At 64.3% G+C, this 22,601-nt stretch carries 22 protein-coding genes; 11 read left to right on the top strand and 11 right to left on the bottom strand.

Features of this window, described 5'->3' with window-relative positions:
* Positions 1 to 14: 14 nt before the first annotated feature.
* The 5 genes from I6F31_RS12210 to I6F31_RS12190 form a co-directional block, all read right to left on the bottom strand.
* Positions 15 to 731 (bottom strand): ABC transporter ATP-binding protein, encoded by a 717-nt coding sequence (locus I6F31_RS12210; protein WP_036029900.1) that lies wholly within the window; start codon positions 729 to 731, stop codon positions 15 to 17.
* Entirely contained in the window at positions 724 to 1,479 is a 756-nt protein-coding gene (locus tag I6F31_RS12205) for an ABC transporter ATP-binding protein (RefSeq protein ID WP_036015732.1), read from the bottom strand. The genes I6F31_RS12210 and I6F31_RS12205 overlap by 8 nt, the downstream gene beginning before the upstream one ends.
* The gene (locus tag I6F31_RS12200; RefSeq protein WP_036029893.1) at positions 1,476 to 2,504 is read right to left on the bottom strand and encodes a branched-chain amino acid ABC transporter permease; all 1,029 of its coding nucleotides are present in this window, start codon (positions 2,502 to 2,504) and stop codon (positions 1,476 to 1,478) included. The genes I6F31_RS12205 and I6F31_RS12200 overlap by 4 nt, the downstream gene beginning before the upstream one ends.
* Positions 2,505 to 2,512: 8 nt before the next feature.
* Positions 2,513 to 3,382 (bottom strand): branched-chain amino acid ABC transporter permease, encoded by an 870-nt coding sequence (locus tag I6F31_RS12195; protein WP_036015727.1) that lies wholly within the window; start codon positions 3,380 to 3,382, stop codon positions 2,513 to 2,515.
* Between the two features lie 161 nt (positions 3,383 to 3,543).
* Positions 3,544 to 4,722, bottom strand: a complete 1,179-nt coding sequence (locus tag I6F31_RS12190; RefSeq protein WP_036015725.1) for an ABC transporter substrate-binding protein — start codon at positions 4,720 to 4,722, stop codon at positions 3,544 to 3,546.
* 575 nt (positions 4,723 to 5,297) lie between these two features.
* Here I6F31_RS12190 and I6F31_RS12185 point away from each other — a divergent pair.
* Positions 5,298 to 5,579, top strand: coding sequence for a hypothetical protein (locus I6F31_RS12185; protein WP_036015722.1), 282 nt, complete (start codon positions 5,298 to 5,300; stop codon positions 5,577 to 5,579).
* 72 nt (positions 5,580 to 5,651) lie between these two features.
* Here I6F31_RS12185 and purU read toward each other — a convergent pair whose 3' ends face one another.
* Complete coding sequence (gene purU / locus I6F31_RS12180) at positions 5,652 to 6,515, bottom strand: formyltetrahydrofolate deformylase (protein ID WP_036015720.1); 864 nt, start codon at positions 6,513 to 6,515, stop codon at positions 5,652 to 5,654.
* 141 nt (positions 6,516 to 6,656) lie between these two features.
* Between purU and I6F31_RS12175 the strand changes: the two genes are divergently transcribed.
* Both I6F31_RS12175 and I6F31_RS12170 read left to right on the top strand, forming a co-directional pair.
* Positions 6,657 to 7,499, top strand: coding sequence for a uroporphyrinogen-III synthase (locus tag I6F31_RS12175; protein WP_225185451.1), 843 nt, complete (start codon positions 6,657 to 6,659; stop codon positions 7,497 to 7,499).
* 124 nt (positions 7,500 to 7,623) lie between these two features.
* On the top strand, positions 7,624 to 8,886 hold the full coding sequence (locus I6F31_RS12170; protein ID WP_057028719.1) for an MFS transporter: 1,263 nt from the start codon (positions 7,624 to 7,626) through the stop codon (positions 8,884 to 8,886).
* Between the two features lie 19 nt (positions 8,887 to 8,905).
* On the opposite strand, the gene I6F31_RS12165 is transcribed toward I6F31_RS12170, so the two are convergent.
* The 4 genes from I6F31_RS12165 to I6F31_RS12150 form a co-directional block, all read right to left on the bottom strand.
* Positions 8,906 to 9,313 (bottom strand): DoxX family protein, encoded by a 408-nt coding sequence (locus tag I6F31_RS12165; RefSeq protein ID WP_225185450.1) that lies wholly within the window; start codon positions 9,311 to 9,313, stop codon positions 8,906 to 8,908.
* Positions 9,314 to 9,316: 3 nt separating this feature from the next.
* Positions 9,317 to 9,535, bottom strand: coding sequence for a DUF4287 domain-containing protein (locus I6F31_RS12160; RefSeq protein ID WP_036015710.1), 219 nt, complete (start codon positions 9,533 to 9,535; stop codon positions 9,317 to 9,319).
* A 61-nt stretch (positions 9,536 to 9,596) separates the two neighbouring features.
* The gene (locus I6F31_RS36695; RefSeq protein ID WP_225185449.1) at positions 9,597 to 10,304 is read right to left on the bottom strand and encodes a helix-turn-helix domain-containing protein; all 708 of its coding nucleotides are present in this window, start codon (positions 10,302 to 10,304) and stop codon (positions 9,597 to 9,599) included.
* 22 nt (positions 10,305 to 10,326) lie between these two features.
* Positions 10,327 to 11,007 carry a Crp/Fnr family transcriptional regulator gene (locus I6F31_RS12150; protein ID WP_036015705.1) on the bottom strand — a complete coding sequence of 227 codons (681 nt, stop codon included), beginning with the start codon at positions 11,005 to 11,007 and terminating at the stop codon, positions 10,327 to 10,329.
* Between the two features lie 333 nt (positions 11,008 to 11,340).
* On the opposite strand from I6F31_RS12150, the gene I6F31_RS12145 reads away from it, so the two are divergent.
* From I6F31_RS12145 to I6F31_RS12120, 6 genes are all read left to right on the top strand, one after another.
* A complete protein-coding gene (locus I6F31_RS12145; RefSeq protein ID WP_225148269.1) occupies positions 11,341 to 12,162 on the top strand; it encodes an ABC transporter ATP-binding protein in 822 nt (273 codons plus the stop codon).
* Complete coding sequence (locus tag I6F31_RS12140) at positions 12,159 to 14,090, top strand: long-chain fatty acid--CoA ligase (protein WP_225185448.1); 1,932 nt, start codon at positions 12,159 to 12,161, stop codon at positions 14,088 to 14,090. Before I6F31_RS12145 ends, I6F31_RS12140 begins: the two co-directional genes overlap by 4 nt.
* Before the next feature lie 118 nt (positions 14,091 to 14,208).
* Positions 14,209 to 15,102 (top strand): branched-chain amino acid ABC transporter permease, encoded by an 894-nt coding sequence (locus tag I6F31_RS12135; RefSeq protein WP_036029874.1) that lies wholly within the window; start codon positions 14,209 to 14,211, stop codon positions 15,100 to 15,102.
* A 3-nt stretch (positions 15,103 to 15,105) separates the two neighbouring features.
* Positions 15,106 to 16,179, top strand: coding sequence for a branched-chain amino acid ABC transporter permease (locus tag I6F31_RS12130; protein WP_036015700.1), 1,074 nt, complete (start codon positions 15,106 to 15,108; stop codon positions 16,177 to 16,179).
* Between the two features lie 42 nt (positions 16,180 to 16,221).
* Complete coding sequence (locus I6F31_RS12125; protein WP_225148267.1) at positions 16,222 to 17,505, top strand: ABC transporter substrate-binding protein; 1,284 nt, start codon at positions 16,222 to 16,224, stop codon at positions 17,503 to 17,505.
* A gap of 161 nt (positions 17,506 to 17,666) precedes the next feature.
* Positions 17,667 to 18,506 carry an ABC transporter ATP-binding protein gene (locus I6F31_RS12120; RefSeq protein ID WP_225185447.1) on the top strand — a complete coding sequence of 280 codons (840 nt, stop codon included), beginning with the start codon at positions 17,667 to 17,669 and terminating at the stop codon, positions 18,504 to 18,506.
* 12 nt (positions 18,507 to 18,518) lie between these two features.
* Here the strand turns inward: I6F31_RS12120 and I6F31_RS12115 are convergent, their stop codons facing one another.
* On the bottom strand, positions 18,519 to 19,670 hold the full coding sequence (locus tag I6F31_RS12115; protein WP_225148266.1) for an AGE family epimerase/isomerase: 1,152 nt from the start codon (positions 19,668 to 19,670) through the stop codon (positions 18,519 to 18,521).
* Between the two features lie 86 nt (positions 19,671 to 19,756).
* On the opposite strand from I6F31_RS12115, the gene I6F31_RS12110 reads away from it, so the two are divergent.
* A complete protein-coding gene (locus I6F31_RS12110) occupies positions 19,757 to 20,980 on the top strand; it encodes an AMP-binding protein (protein ID WP_225148265.1) in 1,224 nt (407 codons plus the stop codon).
* 231 nt (positions 20,981 to 21,211) lie between these two features.
* Entirely contained in the window at positions 21,212 to 22,588 is a 1,377-nt protein-coding gene (locus I6F31_RS12105; RefSeq protein ID WP_225148264.1) for a CBS domain-containing protein, read from the top strand.
* Positions 22,589 to 22,601: the final 13 nt, after the last annotated feature.

Raw genomic sequence — 22,601 nt, 5'->3', positions numbered from 1 at the left:
ACTCCCTGGACATCTTAGTGGGCCGCCGCCCCGGCGACGCCGAGATGGCGCTCCAGGACAGAGGGGTCGGTCTTCAGCGCGGCGCTCGGAGCGTCGTGGACGATCGTTCCGCGCTCCAATATCACAACGCGATCGGCGAGCCCCAGAATCTTTTGGGCATTCTGCTCTACGATGATCGAGCAGATACCTCCGGACCGGGTGATGGTCCCGATCGCCTTCAAGAGTTCCTCGACGATGATGGGCGCAAGGCCCTCCATCGGCTCGTCCAGCAGCAGGACTTTCGGATTGAGGGTAAGTGCGCGACCGATCGCCAGCATCTGCTGCTCGCCGCCGGAGAGCTGGTTGCCGAAATTGCTCCGCCGCTCCTTCAGCCGCGGGAACATCTCGTACACCTTCTCGACCGTCCAGGGACCGGGCTGCGCTACGGCGGTCATGTTCTCTTCCACCGTCAGCGAGCGGAAGATGTTGCGCTCCTGCGGCACCCAGCCGATGCCGGCGCGCGCCCGCTGGTCGGGCCGCATCGCCGTCACATCGGTGCCGGCCAGCGCAATGGAGCCTGCGAAGCGGCGCGTGACGCCGACGATGGAGTTGATCAGCGTGGTCTTGCCGGTGCCGTTGCGCCCGAGCAGCGCCAGCACCTGTCCTTCGGCGAGGCGGAGCGTCATCTTCGGCAGCACCACCGCCTCGCCGTAGCCGGCGCGAAGCGAATCGATCGCGAGCAGGTCAGACATCGACCGCCTCCTCGCCGAGATAGACCGCCTTCACCTGCGGATCGCGCGCGACCTCTTCGGGCGGGCCTTCGGTCAGCAGCGCGCCCGAGACCAGCACCGAGATGCGATCAGCAAAGGAGAACACGAGGTCCATGTCGTGCTCGATCAGGAGCACGGTGACGTCCCGCGGCAGGCTGCCCACGACGGCGAGAATGTCGTGGCGCTCGCTCTCGGGCACGCCGGCGGCGGGCTCGTCGAGCAGCAGCACGCGCGGCTTGGCCGCAATGGCCACCGCGATCTCGAGCAGGCGCTGCTTACCGTAGGGCAGCGTCACGGTCTCTTCGTTCATGACGTCGAGCAGATGGAAGCGGGAGAGCAGATCGGCGGTCTCGCCATTGACGTCACTGCGCGTGCCCATCCGTCGCCACCAGTCGCCGCCATGGCCGAGGCGCTCGGAGACCGCGAGCCCGATGGTCTCCAGGGGAGTCAGGTCCGGGTAGAGCTGGTTGATCTGGAACGTGCGCGACAACCCGCGCAGCACGCGCTTGTGCACCGGCAGATCGGTGATGTCCTGCCCTTCGAGCAGGATGCGGCCCGAGTTCGGCTTCAGCACGCCCGTGAGCTGGTTGATGACCGTGGTCTTGCCGGCACCGTTCGGACCGATCAGCGCGTGGCGGGCGCCCTGCTCGACCTTCAAGGACAGATCGCGGGTGACGCGCAGGCCGCCGAACTGCTTTTCGAGATTCTGGGTTTCGAGCGCGATGGTCATGAATCGCTCTCCGGCACGGCAACGATCGCCTTGCGCCCCGCAATCCGCCTGATGATCAGGTTCGGCACATACAGCACCCAGCGATGCAGGCGCTGGCGGCCGACCAGCACGATCACGACCAGCACGAGGCCGATCCAGAACTGCCAGTATTGCGGCGTGATGGTCGAGAACAATTCCTGGAGCAGGCGGAAGATCACCGCGCCGACCAGCCCGCCGTAGAGATAGCCGGTACCGCCGATCACCAGCACCAGCATCAGGTCCGCGGAGCGCTCGAAGGCGAACACGTCGAGCGAGGCGATCGCGGTCGTCTGGGTGAACAGCGCGCCCGCAATGCCGGCATAGAACGCAGCCAGCGTATAGATCGCGACCAGGCGGCGGTTGACCGGAATGCCAATGGCGGCGGCGCGGAGAGGATTGTTCTTGATGGCGCGCAGCGACAGGCCGAACGGGGAATTTACGACGCGGCGGGCCAACAGGAACAGCAGGAACAACACGGCGAGCGAATAGAAGAAGCCGGCCTTGCCGAACATGTCGAACGGGATCTCGCCGAAGATCGGCTGCATCTCGATGCCCTGCAGGCCGTCGGTCCCACCGGTGATATTGGAGAAGCGCTCGGCGAGCGCTTCCAGCAGCAACGCAATGCCGAGCGTCACCATCAGGCGCGTCAGGTCGACGCCGCGGATCACCAGAAAGCTGGTGGCAAAGCCGAGCACCATGGCGGCAAGGCCGGCGACGATCAGCGCCAGCACGGGCTCCTTGACGATGCCGTGCAGCGCCAGCAGCCCCGCGGCATAGGCGCCGACGCCGAAGAAGGCGGCATGGCCCAGCGAAACGATGCCGGCATAGCCGAGGATGAGATCGAGCGACATCGCGAACAGCGCGAGGCGCAGGATGTCGGTCATGATCAGATAGCGCGACGGAAATGCGAAACCGCAGGCCAGCACGATCAGCCAGAAGGCGATTTCGCCGTAGTGCCAGCGCGCCTGGCGCTGGGCATGGTAGCCGACGTCGGAAGCAGCGCTCATTGGTGAACTCAACGCGCGGCCGTTCGGCCGAACAGGCCGTTCGGGCGCCAGATCAGGATCACGATCATGATGGTGTAGATCACGAAGGGGCCCATCTTCGGCACGTAATATTTGCCGGCGACGTCGCCGATGCCGAGCAGCAGCGAGGCGAGGAACGGGCCCGTTATCGAGGAGGAGCCGCCGACGGTGACCACGATCAGGAAGTAGATCATGAACTTCAGCGGGAAATACGGATCGAGGCCGAGGATCTCGGCGCTGAGCGCGCCGCCGAGGCCGGCGAGCCCGCAACCGAAGGCAAATGTGAAGGCGAATACCTGCGGCACGTTGATGCCGAGACCGCTCGCGGCGCGGGGGTCATCGACCGCCGCCCGCAGGCGGCTGCCGAAACGCGTCTTCGCCAGCACCATTTGAAGCGCGATGGTCAGCAGGCCGCAGATCACGATGATCATCAGCCGGTAGCGGCCGATGCCGACGCCGAACAGATCGAACTGGCCTTGGAGCGCGGCGGGCAAATTGATGAAGACCCGCGAGGATCCCTGGATGTAATCGACGGCTGCCACCGACATGAAGGTCAGGCCGATCGTGAACAGCACCTGGTCGAGATGGCTGCGGGCGTAGAGATGACGGTACAGCGTCCTTTCGAGCGCGATGCCGATTGCAGCCGAGGACACGAAAGCGAGCGGCAAAGCGGCGAAAAACGGCCAGCCCATCCGGTTGACCAGCACCATGCAGATATAGCCCCCCGCCATCGCGAAGGCGCCGTGGGCGAGATTGACGAAGTTCATCAGGCCGAGCGTGACCGCGAGCCCGCAGGCGAGCACGAACAGCAGCATGCCGTAAGCGACGCCATCGAACAGGTTGGTGAGGATTGCGGTCATTGTCTCAGCTTGAGTAATCCGCCATGGCCGGGCTTGTCCCGGCCATCCACGTTCTTGTCTGGGCCGCCGCGTTGATGCCCGGGTCAAGCCCGGGCATGACGCTGGAGAGAGATCCCCGGGGTTCGCGCTCATGCGCGCCCCGGATGACGCGCTTTCGCGCGTCACTTCTTGGTCTTGCCGAGATCTTTGACAGCCTCGAAGGTCGCGAACTCGACATTGTAGAGTTCGCCATCCACTTTCTCGACCTTGCGGATGTAGATGTTCTGCACGATGTCGCGGGTCTCGGGGTCGATCGAGATCGGACCGCGCGGGCTCTCCCACTTCTGGCCCTTCATGGCCTCGATCAGCTTGTCGCCGTTGGTGTCGCCACCTGTCTTCTTCAGCGCCTCGTAGATCAGGTGGATGCCGTCATAGCCGCCCACGGCCATGAAGCCCGGACGGTTGCCGAAGGCCTTCTTGTAGGCCGCGACGAAATCCTTGTTCATCTGCGAGGGGTGCGCCGCGGAATAGAGATGCGCGGTGACCGTGCCGAGCACGGCGTCGCCCATGTTGTTGAGCAGATCGTCGTCGGTGACGTCGCCCGGCCCGATCACCTTGATGCCGGCCTTGTCGAGGCCACGCTCGGCATATTGCTTCATGAAGTTGCCGCCCTGGCCCGCCGGCACGAACACGAAGATCGCGTCCGGCTTTGCGTCCTTCATGCGCTGCAGGAACGGAGCGAAGTCGGGGTTCTGCAGCGGCACCTTGACTTCTTCGACCACCTCACCGCCGCCGGCCGTGAAATGCTGCTTGAAGAAGTTGAGGGCGTCATTGCCCGGCGCGTAGTCCGAGGTCAGCGTCGCGACCTTCTTGATGCCGTTCTTCACCGCCCAATCGCCGATGATGGTCGAGGACTGCGCCAGCGTGAAGCTGGTGCGCACGATATAGGGCGAACGTTCGGTGATAATGGAGGTGCCGGCCGCCATCACGACTTCAGGAATCTTGGCCTGAGTGGCCAGCGGCGCGGCGGCGAGCGCGGCCGGCGTCACGCCGAAGCCGGCGATGAAGTTGACCTTGTCGTTGACGATCAGCTCCTGCGCGGCAGTCTTGGTCTTATCCGGGATCGCCGCGTCGTCCTTGACGATGATTTCGATCTTCTTGCCGGCGACGGTGTCGCCCTTCTGCTGCATGTAGAGCTTGATCGCGTTCTCGATCTGCTTGCCGGTCGAGGCCTGGCCGCCGGTCATCGGCAGGATCAGCCCGATCTTGACCGTGTCTTGCGCCTTGGCAGGCGCGACGGCCGCGAGGCCCGCGATCGCAACGACCGCTGCGGTGCGTAAAAAAATCCTGCGTTCGAACATCAGATGTCCCTCCCCTTCATTCCTCACCTCTTGTGCGGCGGACCGAGTACCCGGTCCTTGCCGCGCTTCACTCACGGACAAGCCATGCCGTGCGGCCACATGGCGTCCTCTGTAACCCCGTTGTCAATCGAACGTCGGGCGACCATTCGGCGCAAGCCGCGCAATCTGCCTCAACAACGGCGGAGAGCTATTTGTACGATTGTACAAATGAAATGGTCCTGTCAACGAAAAAGCCCTGTGACACTGGGCCGGAGGGCGATGGCCTTGCCACCCTACGAGGGCCGCACCACACCGGGGATGGAGGATTCAGTCTCTCATTTGCAGAATCCGGACATCTTAAGTGCGTCCGTGGCATGCCCCGTCCTACGATCCGTCCAATGACAAATACCCGGTGTATACCGTACCAACAGCGGCGACCTCATCAAGTACAAACTATGCCTATTATAATACCTTCTCTGTATACAGCTTTGCCCTCCCTCGAATAGGCCAATTTTACCTATTGAGAGATTGGTTGCCGCTAACGCCTATGGCGCTCCACCATCCGCGCCCCGTCGGGGGCACGACCAGAGATATTCATGCGTTCTCGCTCGCTTTCGATCGCCGCCGCACTCGCCCTGCTCAATCTCGCAGGCTGCGGGACGGTCAACGAGAAGCTCTCCGCCGGGATGGGCGACTACGTCCCGCAATGGGCCGGCGGCCTGCCCGCTGATGCGCCGCCGCGGCCCGGCACGCCGCAATACGATGCCTACATGAAGGAGCGCGAGCGCAAGCGGCTGATGCCGGCGACCGATCGCGAGAAGGAAGAACAGGCCCAGAAGGGCGCGACGGGGACGACGTCGGCTGGCGCGGGGCGCTGAGGAAGCGAATGGCGAACAGGGAGTAGCGAATAGGGCGCGCTCCCCCTCCACTCACCATTCGTCCCCCATTCGCTAATCCACGAACACCACGGTCTTGCGGCCGTTGAGGATGACGCGGTCGTCGAGATGGTAGCGGATGGCCCGGGCCAACACGCGGCGCTCGATGTCACGGCCTTTGCGGACCAGATCTTCCGGCGTGTCGCGATGGCTGATGCGCTCGACGTCCTGGTCGATGATCGGGCCCTCGTCGAGGTCGCGCGTGACGTAATGCGCGGTGGCGCCGATCAGCTTGACGCCGCGCTCATGGGCCTGGTGATAGGGCTTGGCACCCTTGAAGCCCGGCAGGAATGAGTGGTGGATGTTGATGCAGCGCCCCGACAGCTTTGCCGAGAGATCGTCGGACAGGATCTGCATGTAACGGGCGAGCACCACCAGATCGGTCTTCGTCTTGCCGACGAGGTCCATGATCTGTGTCTCCTGCTCGCGCTTGGTCTCCTTGGTGACGGGCAAATGGTGGAAGGGGATGCCGCCGAAATCGAGCCCGGCATAGACCTCGCGCGGGTGATTGGAGACGATCGCGGTCGGAATCATCGGCAATTCGCCGGTTCGCCAGCGATAGAGGATGTCGACCAGGCAGTGATCGGACTTCGAGACCAGCAGCATCACCTTGCGATGCGCAGCGCGGTCGCGCATCTGCCATTCCATGCCGAAACGCTCGGCGATCGCGGCGAAGCCGGTCTGCAGTGCCGCGAGTTCCACGGCAAGATCGGCCGCTGTGAACACCACCCGCATGAAGAACTTCTTGGTCTCGACGTCGTCGAACTGCTGGGCGTCGAGGATGTTCTGTCCGTTATGAGCGAGAAACGTCGAGACCGCCGAGACGATGCCTGGGCGATCCGGACAGGACAGGGTCAGGACGTATTGATGGTCGGGCAAGGCTCGGCTCTTGATGAAGGTTTGTGCAGCGGAACGATCCAGCGGATTGCGCCCTGCTCTAGCACCGACCCGCCCTTGCGCCAATCCCAACCGCGGAGTCAGGATGAACGGACAATTGCGAATTCTCAACGGAGCATACCCATGGCCGACCGCTTGAACGGCTACCGCATCCTGATCCTGGAAACGCGCGAGGAGGCGCAGTTTTCCAAGCTTCTGGCCGAGCAAGGCGCCGAGGTCGTGCAATGCCCGATGTTCACCATCCATGATGCGCCGGACCCGGCTCCAGTCGAGGCCTGGATCCGCCGCGCCATCGACAAGCCCTTCGACGATCTCGTGCTGATGACCGGCGAAGGCCTGCGCCGCATCATGAAGCTCGCCCGTGCCCGCGACCTCGACGCCGCCCTTGTCGCGGTGCTCGCCAAAGCGCAAAAATTCACCCGCGGCCCGAAGCCGGGCAAGGCACTGCGCGAGATGGGCCTCGAGGCGCAGCAGACCACGGAGAAGCCGACCACCGAAGGCGTGATCGAGATGCTGGCCAGACTCGACCTGAAGGGGCGGCGCCTCGGTCTGCAGCTCTATCCCGACAAGGATCATAGCGCGCTGACCGGCGCGCTGGCCGCGCAAGGCGCCGACGTCGATACGGTGCTGCCCTACGTCTACGATTCCAAGGCTGCCGATGCCAACATCGTCGCCGCCATTGACGACATGGCAGAGGGACGCATCGACTCGATCGCCCTGACCAATCTCGGCCAGGTCCGCCGGCTGATCGAGGTTGCCAAGGCGCGCGGCAGCGAGACGAAGCTGCGCGCAGGTCTCGAACGCACGCTGATCGCATCGGTCGGCCCGGCCGTTTCCGGCGAGCTAGCAGCGCATGGCTTGCGCACGGACGTCTCGCCCGCCGACGAAGCCTATTTCATGCGTCCTCTGATCTCGGCCATGGCAAGTGCGTTGGCCGACAGGAAAGCGGCCAGCGCGGCGAGGTAAGAGCCGAGCGCGGGGGCGGCCTGCGGCGACTGCGATTGACACCGGCATCGCCAGCGTTAGGTTGCGCCACAGCAAGAAGAAACAACAAGGTTAAGGAAATCGCCGTGACACGCGTCATCGCGTCGTGAGCGCCACTGCACGACCTTCGGCGCTCGCGCCATTCCGCATCCGCAACTACCGCTTCCAGTGGCCGTCCGATCTGCTCACCTCCTGGGCCTTCGAGGTCGAGACGCTGGTGCTCGGCTGGTACGTCATCGTCGAGACCGGCTCGGTGCTGCTGCTCACGCTGCTGGCTTCACTCCAGTTCGTCGGAACATTGGTCGCGCCCGTGTTCGGCATGATCGGCGACCGGATCGGCCATCGCGATCTCCTGGTCGTCATGCGCCTTGCCTATACGGCGCTGTCGTCGACCATCATGGTCCTCGCGCTGAGCGGTCATCTGTCGCCGCTGAGCGTCATGATCATCGTCACGATCATGGGCTTGATCCGCCCCTCCGATCTCGGCGTTCGCGGCGCGCTGCTCGCCGATATCATGCCGGCCGAGCAGCTGGTGGGCGCCATCAGTGTTGCGCGCACGACCCAGGACAGCGCGCGCATTGCCGGAGCGTTGACGGGGGCCGGGCTGTTCGCCGTGCTCGGTATCGGCCTCGTTTATGTGGCGATCGCCTGCCTTTACTTCACGGCAGCGCTTCTCATGCTCTGCCTGACCCAGCCGAAAAGGACCGTCACCACGAGCGATCTTCCCGCAAGCAGCCACACCGTTTCGCGGCTGCTTGGCGACCTCAAAGAGGGGATCGTCTATGCCTGGAACGGGCCGGCAATGCGCGCGGCGCTGTGCGTCGCTTTTCTGGCGAATCTCACCGCATTTCCTTTCACGGGCGGATTGTTGCCCTACATCGCGCGGGAGATCTTTCACACGGATCAGACCGGCCTCGGATATCTCTCGGCGAGCTTCGCCGTCGGCTCGCTAATCGGCTCCATCACGCTCAGCCTGGTCAGTGGCGTACGCATTGCCCGGCTCCTGATCGGCGCAACGCTGGCCTGGTACGCAATGCTGCTGGTGTTCGTCGAGGTCAGGACGATGCCGGTGGCGATGGCCTGCCTCGTCCTCGCCGGTATCGCCCAGAGCATGTCGATGATCTCGGCTGCCGTCATCCTGATGCGCACCGCGAGCGCACATCTGCGCGGCCGTGTCATGGGCGTGCGCATGATGGTGATCTATGGATTGCCGATCGGACTGCTCGCGGCCGGCAGCCTGATCGACGTCATCGGCTATTCCGCGACGGGCTCGCTCTATGCCGGCGCAGGATTCGTCGCGATGCTGGCAATCGCGATCCGCTGGCGCGCCGATCTGTGGCCGGCGCACGCGCCGGCCAATGCGCGATGACGGCGTCGCCGTAACGACGTCAGACCTCCGCCGGTGGCGATCGCAGAGGAAGCAACGCCGCCACCCGCGAATCGCGCAAATAGAGACCGCCCCAGGCAAGACCAGCAAGATAGACGCCGAACAGCATATGGCTGAAGAGCGGGTTGCCGACCCGCAAGTGAACCGCCACCGTGCCGCCCATATAGGCGGTCAGCAGGATCGCACCGAGCACGGCCGTTCGCGGGAGGGCATAGAGCGCGGTGCAGGCCAGCGCCACCACGCCCAGCGCGCGCGCCAGATCGGCCGAGGGGGGATAGCCGAGCTCGGCGGTCGCGTTGATCACGACGTCCAGCGGGACGAGCTTCATCCCGGCATCAAACAGCATGAAGGCAATCACGAGCCCGCTCATGACCCAGCCGGCCACATGTCTCGACTTGGACATCGTCATCACCTACGACGCCTTCCCCTTGAGAAGGGCGACGATGGCCATCGCATGGCCGTGGCCAAGGCCGAACTCGTCCTTGAGCGCGGCCACGATGGCACCCGCTTTCACGCCGGCGGCCAATCCCGCCCCGGTCGAAAAACCCCGGTCCTTGCCCCATTTGCGAAACTGGTCCGGGCTCTTGCCGGTCTTGGCCTGGATATTGTCGAGATAGGCCTTAAAACTCACCGCAGCGCTCCTCCGATGTTTGCTCCACCAGCGCGGCCGGAGCGATCCAGGCATGTTGCGATCAGGACGTAGTCGTCTTGTATGAAAACGACAATTGCGGCCGCTCGCGCGAGAGGCGCGCAGGCGTCATGCCGATCAGTTGCCTGACCGAGCGGGTAAGATGGGCCTGATCGAAATAGCCAGCGCCCGATGTCGCGTCCAGAACGGAGCTGCCGCTCACCAGCAAGGCCGCGGCGCGACGCGCCCGCTCGATCTGCTGATGGCTGCTGAACGTCATGCCCGTAACGCGGCGAAAGTGGCGCTGAACCGAACGCCGGCTCATCCAGTCGACGTCGCCGTCGATCGCCGCATCGGTCGCGTGGCTGCGTGCGATGACACCCGCGCGCGCCATGCGAGCGACGAGACTCTCCGCATCGTCGTAGCCTGGAATGTCCCAGCTTAGACCCGAAAACAGAAAACGGCCGTTGAGCAGCACCGGCAACTGCATGTTTTGATGGTCGATCAGTGCGCTCGTCGGTATCTCCGGCAGGTAGGTTCCCAGCCGAAACCGGATCGCGAGCCATTCGCCGTTCGCGGGACATTCGACGAGTGTCCCGCGGGTGACCGGCCCTCGGAGCGACACCGCCAGAAACTCCGGGAGCCTGGTGACCACAAGCTCGATATTTCCCTCGGCCATCGACAGGAACGAGCCGCCACGCCGGCTCCGGCTGCGCCATACCCGCTCGACGTAAGGCGAGTCCGACGCGCGATGGTCGAACTCTATGAGCACGGAAGCACCGGGAATGCGCAGATCATCGCTCCTCCCCGTAGCTCCCGAGCCGCGCGATATCGAGGATCGTGACCCCGCCATATTCCAGCCGCAGCAGCCCCTCCTTCTCCAGCCGGTTCAGCGCGCGGTTGGCGTTCTGGCGGGACATGCCGGAGAGCGCGCCGATCTCCTCCTGGGTGATCTCCAGATGCGCGGTCGATTCCGGATAGAGGATCGGGTTGAACAGCGAGGCGATGCTGCGGGCGAGGCGCGCGGTGGCATCGAGCGTGCGGTTGACCTCGAGCATGCCGATGAACTGGCCCAGCCGCTCGTTGAGCTGGCGCACCAGGAAGCGGTTGAAGCCGACGCTGTTCTCGAACAGCCACATGAAGGCGCTGCGTTCCATCAGCGCGATGCGGCTGTCGCGCAGCGCGACCACGTCGTAGCGGCGCGGCTCGTTCTTGAGCACGCTGCCCTCGCCGAACCAGGCCCCTGCCGTCAGCCCGGCAAGGCTGGTCTCCTTGCCGTCGCGCGAGACCCCGCCCATACGGGCAAGGCCGCCCACCATGCCGGCCCAATAGGCAAAAATATCACCGCGCATGAACACGCTCTCGCCGGTGCCGTAGGACCGTTCCGTAATTCCGGCGCGCGCGACCTCGATCTCGGCTGGTGTGAGCTCACGCGACCAGGCGGCAATGCGCTTCAGATGATCCTCTGAAATCATGATCTCGAAGCCAGCCGCACCGTTCAGTCACCCCATGCTCCTGTTGCACTGCAACAGAATCGCTTCGGCCATCCATCCGACGAAAGATGAAGACCCGCTCGGCCCGACAACTTTGTCGCAGAATTGTCAGGCCGGAGACATTTCAAAATAGCGCTTTCCCCTATTGAGGACCACCTCGGGCGATGCGGCTTTTGATCCCTCACGGGAACGAAGGTGGCGCTGGTGCGGTCGAGACCAATAGCTGCATGGTCTGGCCGGCACGACCGTACTAGGATCGCCTGACAGGAACGGAAGAGCGCCAATCAAGCGCCATCACCGGGAGGGATTCGTTTGGTGGCTACCAGTCTCGAAGTGCGCGGCGTGTCCTTACGATTCGGCGGCGTCCGCGCGCTGACCGACGTCAGCTTCGCCATCAGGGAAGGCGAGCTGTTCTCGATCATCGGCCCCAACGGCGCCGGCAAGACCTCGATCGTGAACTGTATTTCCGGTCGCTATAAGCCGACCGAAGGCCAGCTGTTCTATCAGGACCGCGACATCACCGGCTTGACGCCGAATGCCCGCGCCTCACTCGGCGTCGGCCGCACCTTCCAGAATCTCGCGCTATTCCACCACATGAGCGTGCTCGACAACATCATGGTCGGCCGCCATCACCTCTTGAAGAACAATTTCCTCACGGGCTCGCTGTACTGGCTCACCGGCGCGCGCAAGGAGGAGCTCGAGCACCGTCGCAAGGTGGAAGAGATCATCGACTTCCTCGATCTGCAGCCGGTGCGCAAGGCCACCGCCGGCACCCTCCCCTACGGCCTGCGCAAGCGCGTGGAGCTCGCCCGCGCTATGGCGCTGGAGCCGCGCCTGATCCTCCTCGACGAACCGATGGCCGGCATGAATTTCGAGGAGAAGGAAGACATGGCCCGCTACATCGTCGATCTCAACGAGGAGTTCGGGATGACGGTGGTGATGATCGAGCACGACATGGGCGTGGTGATGGATATCTCGCATCGCGTCATGGTGCTGGATTTCGGCAAGAAGATCGCCGAGGGCGATCCGGCGAAAGTGCTCGCCGATCCGCACGTCAGGCGTGCCTATCTCGGCGAAGAGGACGAGGTGCTTGTCGATCCCGATGATGCCTCTCCGGCGCAGGAGAGCGCGGCATGATGGATTATGCGGGCCGCGTCGCGCAGGCCGACACCTATCCGAAGATGCTCCGGCTCAATGCCAGGGAGCACGGCAACGAGATCGCAATGCGCGAGAAGGATCTCGGGCTCTGGCGCATCTTCACCTGGAACGACTATCAGGCCCGCGTGCGCGATTTCGCGCTCGGGCTCGTCGAACTCGGGCTCGGCCGCGGCGATGTCATCGGCATTATCGGCGACAATCGGCCAGACTGGATCGCGGCGGAAGTGGCGACACACGCCATTGGCGGCCTCAGCCTCGGGCTCTATCGCGACGTGCTGGACGAGGAAGCCTCCTATCTCCTCAACTATGGCGAGGCGCAGCTAGTCTTCGCCGAGGACGAGGAGCAAGTCGACAAGCTGCTCATCCTCGCCGAGCGCGTGCCGAAGCTGAAGCACATCATCTATTCCGATCCGCGCGGGATGCGAAAATACGACGACCCGCGTCTGATGTCGGCGGAGAAGTTTGCCGCGCTTGGCCGTGCCCGCGCCGCGCGCGAGCCGGAGCTCTACGACAAGCTGGTCGATGCCACCCAGGGCGAGGACGTCGCGATCCTCTGCACCACGTCCGGCACCACCTCGCATCCGAAACTCGCGATGCTCGCCGCCGGCCGCGTGCTCGGCCATTGCGCGACCTATCTCGCCTTCGACCCCAAGGGTCCCGACGACGAATATGTCTCGGTGCTGCCGCTGCCCTGGATCATGGAACAGGTCTACGTGCTCGGCAAAGGTCTGCTCTGCCGGATGAAGATCAATTTCGTCGAAGAGCCCGACACGATGATGAATGATCTGCGCGAGATCGCACCGACCTTCGTACTGTTCGCCCCTCGGGTCTGGGAATCCATTGCCGCGGACGTCCGTGCCAGGGTGATGGACGCAACGCCCTTCAAGCAGCGCCTGTTCGACATCGGCATGAAGTCGGGACTCGCCGCGCTGGAACAGGGCAAACGCTCCGGCTTTGCCGATGCGATCCTGTTTCGCGCGCTGCGCGATCGCCTCGGCTTCACCCGGTTGCGCTCGGCCGCGACCGGCGGCGCGGCGCTCGGGCCTGACACCTTCAAGTTCTTCCAGGCCATGGGCGTGCCGCTGCGCACGCTCTACGGTCAGACCGAGCTGCTCGGGGCCTACACGCTGCATCCCGAGGGCAAGGTCGATCCTGATACCACCGGCGTACCGATGGCCGACAATGTCGAGATCCGTATCGACAATGCCGACGTCCACGGCGTCGGCGAGATCGTCGTGCGGCACCCCAACATGTTCCTCGGCTACTACAAGAACCCCGAGGCCAGCGTCGCCGACATCAAGGACGGCTGGATGTGCTCGGGCGACGCCGGCTATTTCAACGCCAACCACCAGCTCGTCGTGATCGACCGCATCAAGGATCTCGCCGAGACCTCCCGCGGCGAGCGCTTCTCGCCGCAATTCATCGAGAACAAGCTGAAATTCTCGCCCTATATCGCCGAAGCCGTGGTGCTTGGGGCCGGCCGCGACGCGCTCGCGGCAATGATCTGCATCCGCTACTCCATCATCTCGAAATGGGCGGAAAAGAACCGCCTCTCCTTCACGACCTACAGCGACCTCGCCTCACGGCCGGAGGTCTACGCGCTGCTGCAGAAGGAGGTCGAGACCGTCAACGCCACGCTGCCGCCGGCCCAGCGCATCTCGCGCTTCCTGCTGCTCTACAAGGAGCTCGACGCCGACGACGGCGAGCTCACCCGGACGCGAAAGGTGCGCCGCGGCGTCATCAACGAGAAATACGCCGGCATCATCGATGCCATCTACCGCGGCGATTCCGACATCCCCGTCGACACCGTGATCCGCTTCCAGGACGGCATCACGCAGCGGGTGCGAACGACGCTGCGCGTGGTGGACCTCGGCGGGCACGGGCACATGGCGGAGGCTGCGGAGTGATACAGATCCTCGTCATGCGCGGGCTTGACCCGCACATCCATCCTCTTCCGAACAGTCTTCCTTCCTCATCGATGGATTGCCGGGTCAAGCCCGGCAATGACGGGCTGAGTCACCCAACATGAACACCGCCTTCCTCATCCAGCTCCTGGTCAACGGCCTCGTGGTCGGCACGCTCTATGGCGTAGTCGCGATGTCGTTCGTGCTGATCTACAAGGCGACGCAGGTCGTCAACTTCGCGCAAGGTGAATTGCTGCTGGTCGGCGCCTGGGTGTGCTGGGCCTTGCTGGCGAAATACCAGGTGCCGTTCTGGATCGGCATGCCGATCACGCTGGTGTTCATGTTCGTGTTCGGCATCGCGGTGCAGGTGCTGATCCTGCGGCCGATGATCGGCGAGCCCATCATCTCGGTGATCATGGTGACGATCGGCCTCTCCACCGTGCTGCAGGCGACGCTGAAATGGATGTTCGGCGTCAATCCGCAGCCGTTCCCGCGCGTGTTCGAGAGCCAGTCGGTCGACCTGTTCGGACTGCAGATCCAGACCGTCTACGTCATGAGCCTCGTGGTGTCGGTCGCGATGATGATCGGCATGGCCTGGTTCTTCCGCGCGTCGAAGTACGGCCTTGCGATGCGCGCCACCGCGTTCAACCAGCAGGTGGCGCAGTCGCTCGGCATTTCCGTCAAGAGCGTGTTCGCGATGGCCTGGGCGATCTCGGCGACCGTCTCGGCGGTCGCCGGCGTCGTCGTCGCCGTCGTCAATGGCGTGTCCTCGGGCCTTGCTGCCTACGGCATCAAGGTGTTTCCGGCGGCGATCCTCGGCGGGCTCGATTCCGTCGGCGGCGCGGTGCTCGGCGGCATCATCATCGGGCTTTTGGAGAACGTCGCCCAATATGTCGACAGCGAGTATCTGCACTGGGGCAATCTCTACGAGATCGCGCCGTTCTACGTTCTCATCATCGTGCTGATGATCAAGCCCTACGGCCTGTTCGGCACCCACGACATCGAGCGGATCTGATCCATGGCCGGCCCTGCCCTCATTCCCGCTGGTGATTTCCGCACCACTTACGCCGCGGACACCACGATCTTCCCGACCACCACCAGCCGCAACTTCGCGATTCTGGGCGTCGCGCTGCTCTGCCTCGCGCCGCAACTCTTCAGCGGCTACTGGCTCAGCATTTTGATCCAGATCGGCATCTTCTCGATCGCGGCGCTCGGCCTCAATATCCTGGTCGGCTTCACCGGCCAGATCTCGATCGGACACGCGGCCTTCTTCCTGCTCGGCGCCTTCACCTCGGCCTACATCTCCAATAATGCGCCGATCCCGGTGTTCTTCGCGATCCCGCTCGCGGGACTCGTGACGGCGCTGGTTGGGTTGATCTTCGGCATCCCCGCGGCGCGGCTGAAGGGACTCTACCTCGTCATTGCAACGCTGGCCGCGCAATACATCCTGCTCGACTTCTTCTCGCGCGCCGAGTGGTTCTCCGGCGGCTCGGTGCCGGCGAGCGCCGAGCCGTTCTCGATCTTCGGCTACACGCTGCGGGGCGACCGGCAATATTTCTACGTCGTGCTGGCCTATGTGCTCTTGAGCTACATCCTCGTCACCAACCTGATGCGCACGCGCGATGGCCGCGCGCTGGTGGCGATCCGCGACCATTATCTCTCCGCCGAGATCATGGGCATCAACCTCACCAGGTACCGCACGCTGTCGTTCGGTCTCGCCGCCTTCTTCGCCGGCATCGCGGGCGCGCTCTACGCGCACTATCAGCTCGTGGTCTCCCAGGAAGGCTTCGGCATCGAGCGCTCAATACTGTTCCTGGCCATGATCATCATCGGCGGCACCGGCTCGATCATGGGCACGCTGATGGGCACCGCCTTCGTGGTGCTGCTGCCCGAGGCGATGGAGTTCATCAGCCATCATTTGAAGGGCGGCGCGATCGACAAGGCGCTCTCGCTCAACACCAACATCACCTTTCTGCGCGAGATCGCGATCGGGGTGATCATCATCGCATTCCTGATGTTCGAGCCCGATGGGCTCGCGCATCGCTGGCGACAGATCAAGGCGTATTGGAAACTCTACCCGTTCTCGCATTGAGCACGGCTACTTCACTTAAACGATAACAGGAGGAACCAACCCATGAAGACCAAATCGCTTTTAAGCACCGCGTCGCTCGCGTTTGCGATCGCTGGTTTTGCGGCCAGTGCGCAGGCCCAGATCGCCGTCGGCCATCTCGCCGACTACTCCGGTGCGACGTCGGACGTTGGCACGCCCTACGGCCAGGCCGTCGCCGACACCTTTGCCTGGATCAACAAGAACGGCGGTATCAGCGGCAAGCAGGTCAACCTCGATACCAACGACTACGGCTATCAGGTGCCGCGCGCGATCGCGCTCTACAAGAAGTGGTCGGCGCCGGATGGCAAGGTTGCAACGATCATGGGCTGGGGTACCGCAGATACCGAAGCGCTGACCGGCTTTGTTGCGCAGGACAAGATTCCCTATATCTCCGCCTCCTACGCGGCGGCGCTGACCGATCCGGAAGGCGTGAGCGGCAAGGCCAAACCCGCGCCCTACAACTTCTTCTACGGCCCGAGCTATTCGGACGCGATGCGGGCATTGGTGACCTGGGCGGCGGAAGACTGGAAGGCCAAGGGCAAGAGCGGTAAGCCGAAATTCGTCCATATGGGCGGCAATCATCCGTACCCGAACGCGCCGAAGGCCGCCGGCGAGGCGATCGCCAATGAGCTCGGCTTCGAAGTGCTGCCGCCGATCGTGTTCGCGCTGACGCCCGGCGATTACTCCGCGCAATGCCTCAGCCTGAAGAGCTCCGGCGCCAACTACGCCTATCTCGGCAACACCGCAGCCTCGAACATCTCCGTGCTCAAGGCCTGCAAGACCGCCGGCGTGGACGTGCAGTTCCTCGGCAATGTCTGGGGCATGGACGAGAACGCCGCCAAGACCGCGGCTGACGCCGCCGACGGCGTCGTCTTCCCGCTACGCACGGCCGTAACCTGGGGCGGCAACGCGCCAGGCATGAAGACGGTGATGGAAATCTCGAAAATATCGGATGCAAGCGGCAAGGCCTATCGACCGGTGCACTATATCGCAGGCGTCTGTAGCGCTCTCTACGCCAGGGAAGCGCTCGACTGGGCCGCCAAGAACGGAGGTGCCACCGGTGAGAACGTCGCCAAGGGCTTCTACCAGAAGAAGGACTGGGTGCCGGCCGGCATGGACGGCGTCTGCAATCCCTCGACCTGGACCAACAAGGACCATCGCGGCACCCTCAAGGTCGATCTCTATCGCACCAAGGTCTCCGGTTCGACCAATGCCGACCTGAACGACCTGATGGCCAACGGCACGATCAAGCTCGAGAAGGTCAAGACCGTCGAGCTGCCGCGCAAGCCGGAATGGCTGGGGTGGTGAGCCCGGCTTTCACCACGCGAACACTGTCATCCCTCGCGTTGTGCGCAATTGCGCACCCGGGCGGGGGATCCAGTACGCTGCGGCTTCTCGATGAATCTCAGGCGCCTCTGGAATACTGGGTCGCCCGGTCAAGCCGGGCGATGACAGCGGAGTTTTGAAGCATGACCGACACCCTCGAAGCATCCCGCGCCAAGCCAACCGCCGTGGAGTCCGCTCCCCTCCTCGCCGTGCGCAACATCGAGGTCGTCTATGACGATGTGATCCTGGTGCTGCGCGGCCTCAGCCTCGACGTGCCCAAGGGCGCGATCGTAGCGCTGCTCGGGGCCAACGGCGCCGGCAAGTCGACGACGCTCAAGGCAATCTCGGGGCTGCTCAAGACCGAGAACGGCGAGGTGACGCGCGGCGAGATCCTGTTCGAGGGCGAGCGGATCAACGGCATCGATCCCGACAAGATCGTCCGCCGCGGCATCTTCCAGGTGATGGAGGGCCGGCGCATCGTCGCCGACATGACCTCGCTCGAGAATCTCAAGCTCGGCGCCTTCACGCGCCGGGACCGCGAGGTCGACGCCGACCTCGACATGGTCTTCAGCTATTTCCCGCGCTTGAAGGAGCGCACCGGCCTTGCCGGTTATCTCTCCGGCGGAGAGCAGCAGATGCTCGCAATCGGCCGCGCGCTGATGGCGCGCCCGAAGATGATCCTGATGGACGAGCCTTCGATGGGCCTCTCGCCGCTGCTGGTGAAAGAGGTGTTCTCGATCATCCAGAAGATCAACCGCGATCTCGGCGTCACCATCCTGCTGGTCGAGCAGAATGCACGCGCTGCGCTCTCCGTGGCGAGCCACGGCTACATCATGGAGCAGGGCAAGGTCGTGCTCGACGGCAGCGCCGACGCATTGCGTGACAATGAGGACGTCAAGGAATTCTACCTCGGCGGCGCCGGCGACCAGCGCAAGAGCTTCAAGAACCTCAAGAGCTTCAAGCGGCGCAAGCGCTGGCTGTGATCCACAAGGAGCCTAGCCGAGCACCTGCTCGGCTTCCGTGACCGCGCAGAGAACATGATAGAACGACGACGCAGGAATGGTGTCGATCAGCGATTTGCCGTCGCGATCGAACTGGTCGTACCAGCCGCCCTTGACGGGATGGCTGAGATAATGCCGTTCGAGCCGCACCAGCGCCGCGCGCGCCTCGTCCGCCGCACCCGCCTCGCCGGATTCGGCCTGCGCGATCCACGCCTTCGCGATCTCGGTTTGCGGCCACAGCCGGCGCGTGCTGCGGCGGATGCTGCCGCTTGCATCGCCCTCGTCGACGAGGCAGCCCGTCGCCTCGTCACGATAGCGCAGCGAGGTCTCCAGCAATTCCGCACGCCGCTGGCTGGTCGGGCATCCCGTGATGCGTTCAAAACTCTTCAGCAGCCAGACCCATTCCGCCTGGTGACCCGGCTCGACGCTGACCGGCTCGATCTTCGACCAGTCCTCCTCGAAATATTCCGACAATACGTGCCTCTGCTTGTCGTAGAGGTTGGCGAGGAACAATGCGAAGAATTCTCCGGCACGGTTCTGGAACGACAGATCGTGGGTCGCCTCGAAGCACGCGATCATCGCCTCGAACAGATGCATATGCGGGTTCTGCCGGCGCGGCAGCGAGACCGGAAGGCCTTCGTGAACGCCGCCATGCGGCGAGCGCAGGTGGCCGTCGAGGAAGGCAAGCAGCGCATCGATCTCGGCGCGGACCTGCGCATCCTGGTCGAGCGCATAGACGCTGGCGAGCGCAAACAGGATGAAGGCGTGGTCATAGGCATCACGCCGGGCATCCAGCACCGAACCGTCCGGCGTCAGCCGGTGCACATAGCCGGGCCGGCCATCGGGCGCCTTCGCTTTGGCCAGCAGGTGCTCCAGCCCCTTCAGCGCAATCGCGCGCCCCTCGGGATACCAGCCCATCTGTGCCGCCTTGGCGTAGCACCAGATCTGGCGGGCCTGCACGAACACGCGCCGGGGCGCGGCGGCATCCGCCGCACCGTCGCGGTGCAGCCGGTCGATGAAGCCGCCCGCAGCGTGATCCCAGCCGACCGTCGACCACAGCGGCAGCGCCTCGTCGATCATACGGCGCTTCAGGCGTGCGACGACGTTCGACGCCTCGTCCGCCGCAATGATTCCTTCGTCCGCCATCGGGTCCCTTTCAAGCCTCGCCACTGGCGGTCTGATAGCCATGCCGGTGGCGGCGCGCAACGGATGCCAACACGGAAAGAACAGCCATGACCGCCCATTACGACGCCCGCGAGACGCGTGAGCAAGCCGCGCGCGAGGCCGACCTGTTCGCCCGCCTGCCGGAGGTGCTGCGAGCCGCGATGGCCGCCCCGGCCTATGCCGAGCGGCTGAAAGGCTTCGATCCCGCCGCCGTGACCTCCAGGGCGGCTCTGGCGGATTTGCCGGTGTTGCGCAAGTCGGAACTGCCCGCCCTGCACAAGGCCTCCGCGCCCTTCGGAGGCTTCGTGGCGGCGGCGCCTGGCTCGTTCGCCCGCCTGTTCACCTCCCCCGGTCCGATCTTCGAGCCGGAAGGGCGACAAGCCGATCCCTGGCGCGGCGCAAGGGCGCTGTTCGCAGCCGGGTTCCGCCCCGACGACATCGTCCTCAATACCTTCAGCTACCATCTCACCCCCGGGGGATTCATCTTCGATGCGTCGGCGCGGGCGCTAGGGTGCGCGGTGATCCCCGCCGGCCCCGGCAACACAGAGCAGCAGTTCGAGCTGATCGAGGCCTACCGGCCGGTCGGCTACAGCGGCACGCCGGACTTCTTGAAGATCCTGCTCGATGCCGCCGCAAGCTCGGGGCGTGACGTTTCCTCGATCAAGCGCGCGCTGGTCTCGGGCGCAGCGTTTCCGCCCTCGCTCCAGGCCGAGATCAAGGGGCGCGGCATCGATGCCTACCAGGCCTTCGGCACCGCCGATCTCGGCCTCATCGCCTTCGAGACCGAGGCCCGCGAAGGCATGGTCGTGAACGAGGACCTGATCCTGGAGATCGTCAAGCCCGGCACTGGCGATCCGGTCGCACCAGGTGACGTCGGCGAGATTGTCGTGACTTCGCTCGACCCGCACCATCCCTGGATCCGGCTCGCGCTCGGCGACCTCACCGCGGCCCTGCCCGGCACGAGCCCGTGCGGGCGCACCAACATGCGCATCAAGGGCTGGATGGGCCGCGCCGACCAGACCACCAAGATCAAGGGCATGTTCGTCCGTCCCGAGCAGATCGCCGAGATCGGCAAGCGCCACGCGGGGCTCGGAAGACTTCGCCTCATCGTCACGCGCCAAGGCGAGACCGACGCCATGACGTTGAGAGCGGAAGCTGCGCCCCCTAGCGACTCGCTACGCGACGACATCGCGGCCAGCTTGCGCGCGATAACGAAGCTCGGAGGAGCCGTCGAGCTGGTCGGTCCCGGCACGCTGCCGAATGACGGCAAGATCATCGTGGACGAGCGCTAACCTCAGCTCGATTTCGACAGCAGGTCATTGCCGGGGCTGAGCACATCCCTCCGCGAATGCGGGAGCGCGGAACGAACTCGCGGCACGACGAAGATGACGAGCGTAGAGCCCGACCTTCGGGCCATGGCTGCGATGCCGCCGGGCGCAGGAACCTTGCATCGTCCGGGCTGCTCCCGTATTACCAGACCACGCTGCGATATGGCCGGAATCGGCCCTTTCTGGACCCCAAACGTGCTTGACCGAACCCTCGTCACGATCGCCGAGACGGAGACCATTGAGGAAGCCTTCCGGCGCCTGAACGCGAACATGCTCGGCATCCTGTTCGCGCAAGACGCGAGTGGGCGAATCGTCGGCGCCGTAACGGACGGCGACATCCGCAGGCGCATGCTCACCGGTATCACGATCCAAGACCGGGTTGTGTCCTGCATCAACCGCAAATTCGTCTGGGCACCGACCGGCGGGCCACGCGAGCAGATCCTCAAGCTGCTCGACCAGCGCGTCCACGTCGTGCCGATCCTCGATGGCGAGGGACGGCTGGTCGACGTGTTCAGCCGCGAACTGTTCAACCTGTCGGAAGAGAGCGAGGTGTTCGCGCGCGCCCGCTCGCCGGTGCGGATCAGCTTCTCCGGCGGCGGCACCGACCTGACGCACTACTTCGTGGCGAATGACGGCGGCGCGGTCATCAGCGCCACGATCAAGATGTACGCTCACGCGACGTTGCGGCGCCGGAGCGATCCCAGCATCCGTATCTACTCGCACGACTTCCGCCGCACGGTCGCGGCCGACAATCTCACCGAGCTCGGAACGGGCGGAGATCTCGCACTGATCAAGTCGGTCGTGCGCCTGATCAAGCCGACTTACGGCTTCGAGCTCGAAGTGTCCGCCGACTTCCCGGTCGGTTCCGGCCTCGGCGGCTCCGCGGTGGTTTCGTCGGCGATCATCGGCTGCTTCAACGAATTTCGCAGCGACCAGTGGGACCGCCACGAGATCGCGGAGATGGCCTTCCAGGCCGAGCGGCTGATGCTCAACATCCCCGGCGGCTGGCAGGATCAGTACGCCACCGTGTTCGGCGGATTCAATCACATGGAATTCTTCTCCGACCAGAACACCATCGTGCCGCTTCGCCTCGATCCCAACATCATCGCCGAGCTCGAGGAGAGCCTGGTGCTCTGCTACGTCGGCTCGGGGCGCGATTCCGGCGCCATTCATCGCGACCAGAAGGCTCAGCACGAGACCAGCGACGCGGTGGCCGCAGCTGCCAAGCAGAAGGAAGTGACGCGCGACATCAGGCGGCATCTGCTGCGCGGTCAACTGCTGGAATGCGGCCGGCTGATCGACGAGGCCTGGCACGCCAAGCGGAAGCTGAGCTCCAAGATCTCGTCGGACGCGATCGACGCGATCTATGATTTTGCCAAGCAGCATGGCGCGGTCGGCGGCAAGTTGCTTGGCGCGGGCGGCGGCGGTTACTTCATGTTCTTCGTCCGCCCGTTCGAGCGCTATCAGCTGATCGCGGCGCTGGAACAGCAGGGGCACAGCTGTTCGCGCATCATGTTCGAGGAGAACGGGCTGCGGACGTGGAAGTCCCGTGTTCCCGCCCAGCTAGCATGACGCATATGAGACG

It is taken from the genome of Bradyrhizobium sp. NBAIM01, assembly GCF_020194115.1.
In the GTDB taxonomy this organism is placed as follows: Bacteria; Pseudomonadota; Alphaproteobacteria; order Rhizobiales; family Xanthobacteraceae; genus Bradyrhizobium; species Bradyrhizobium yuanmingense.
Note: the sequence above shows the minus strand (reverse complement) of the source record. Positions and strands in the feature narration are given on the sequence as shown.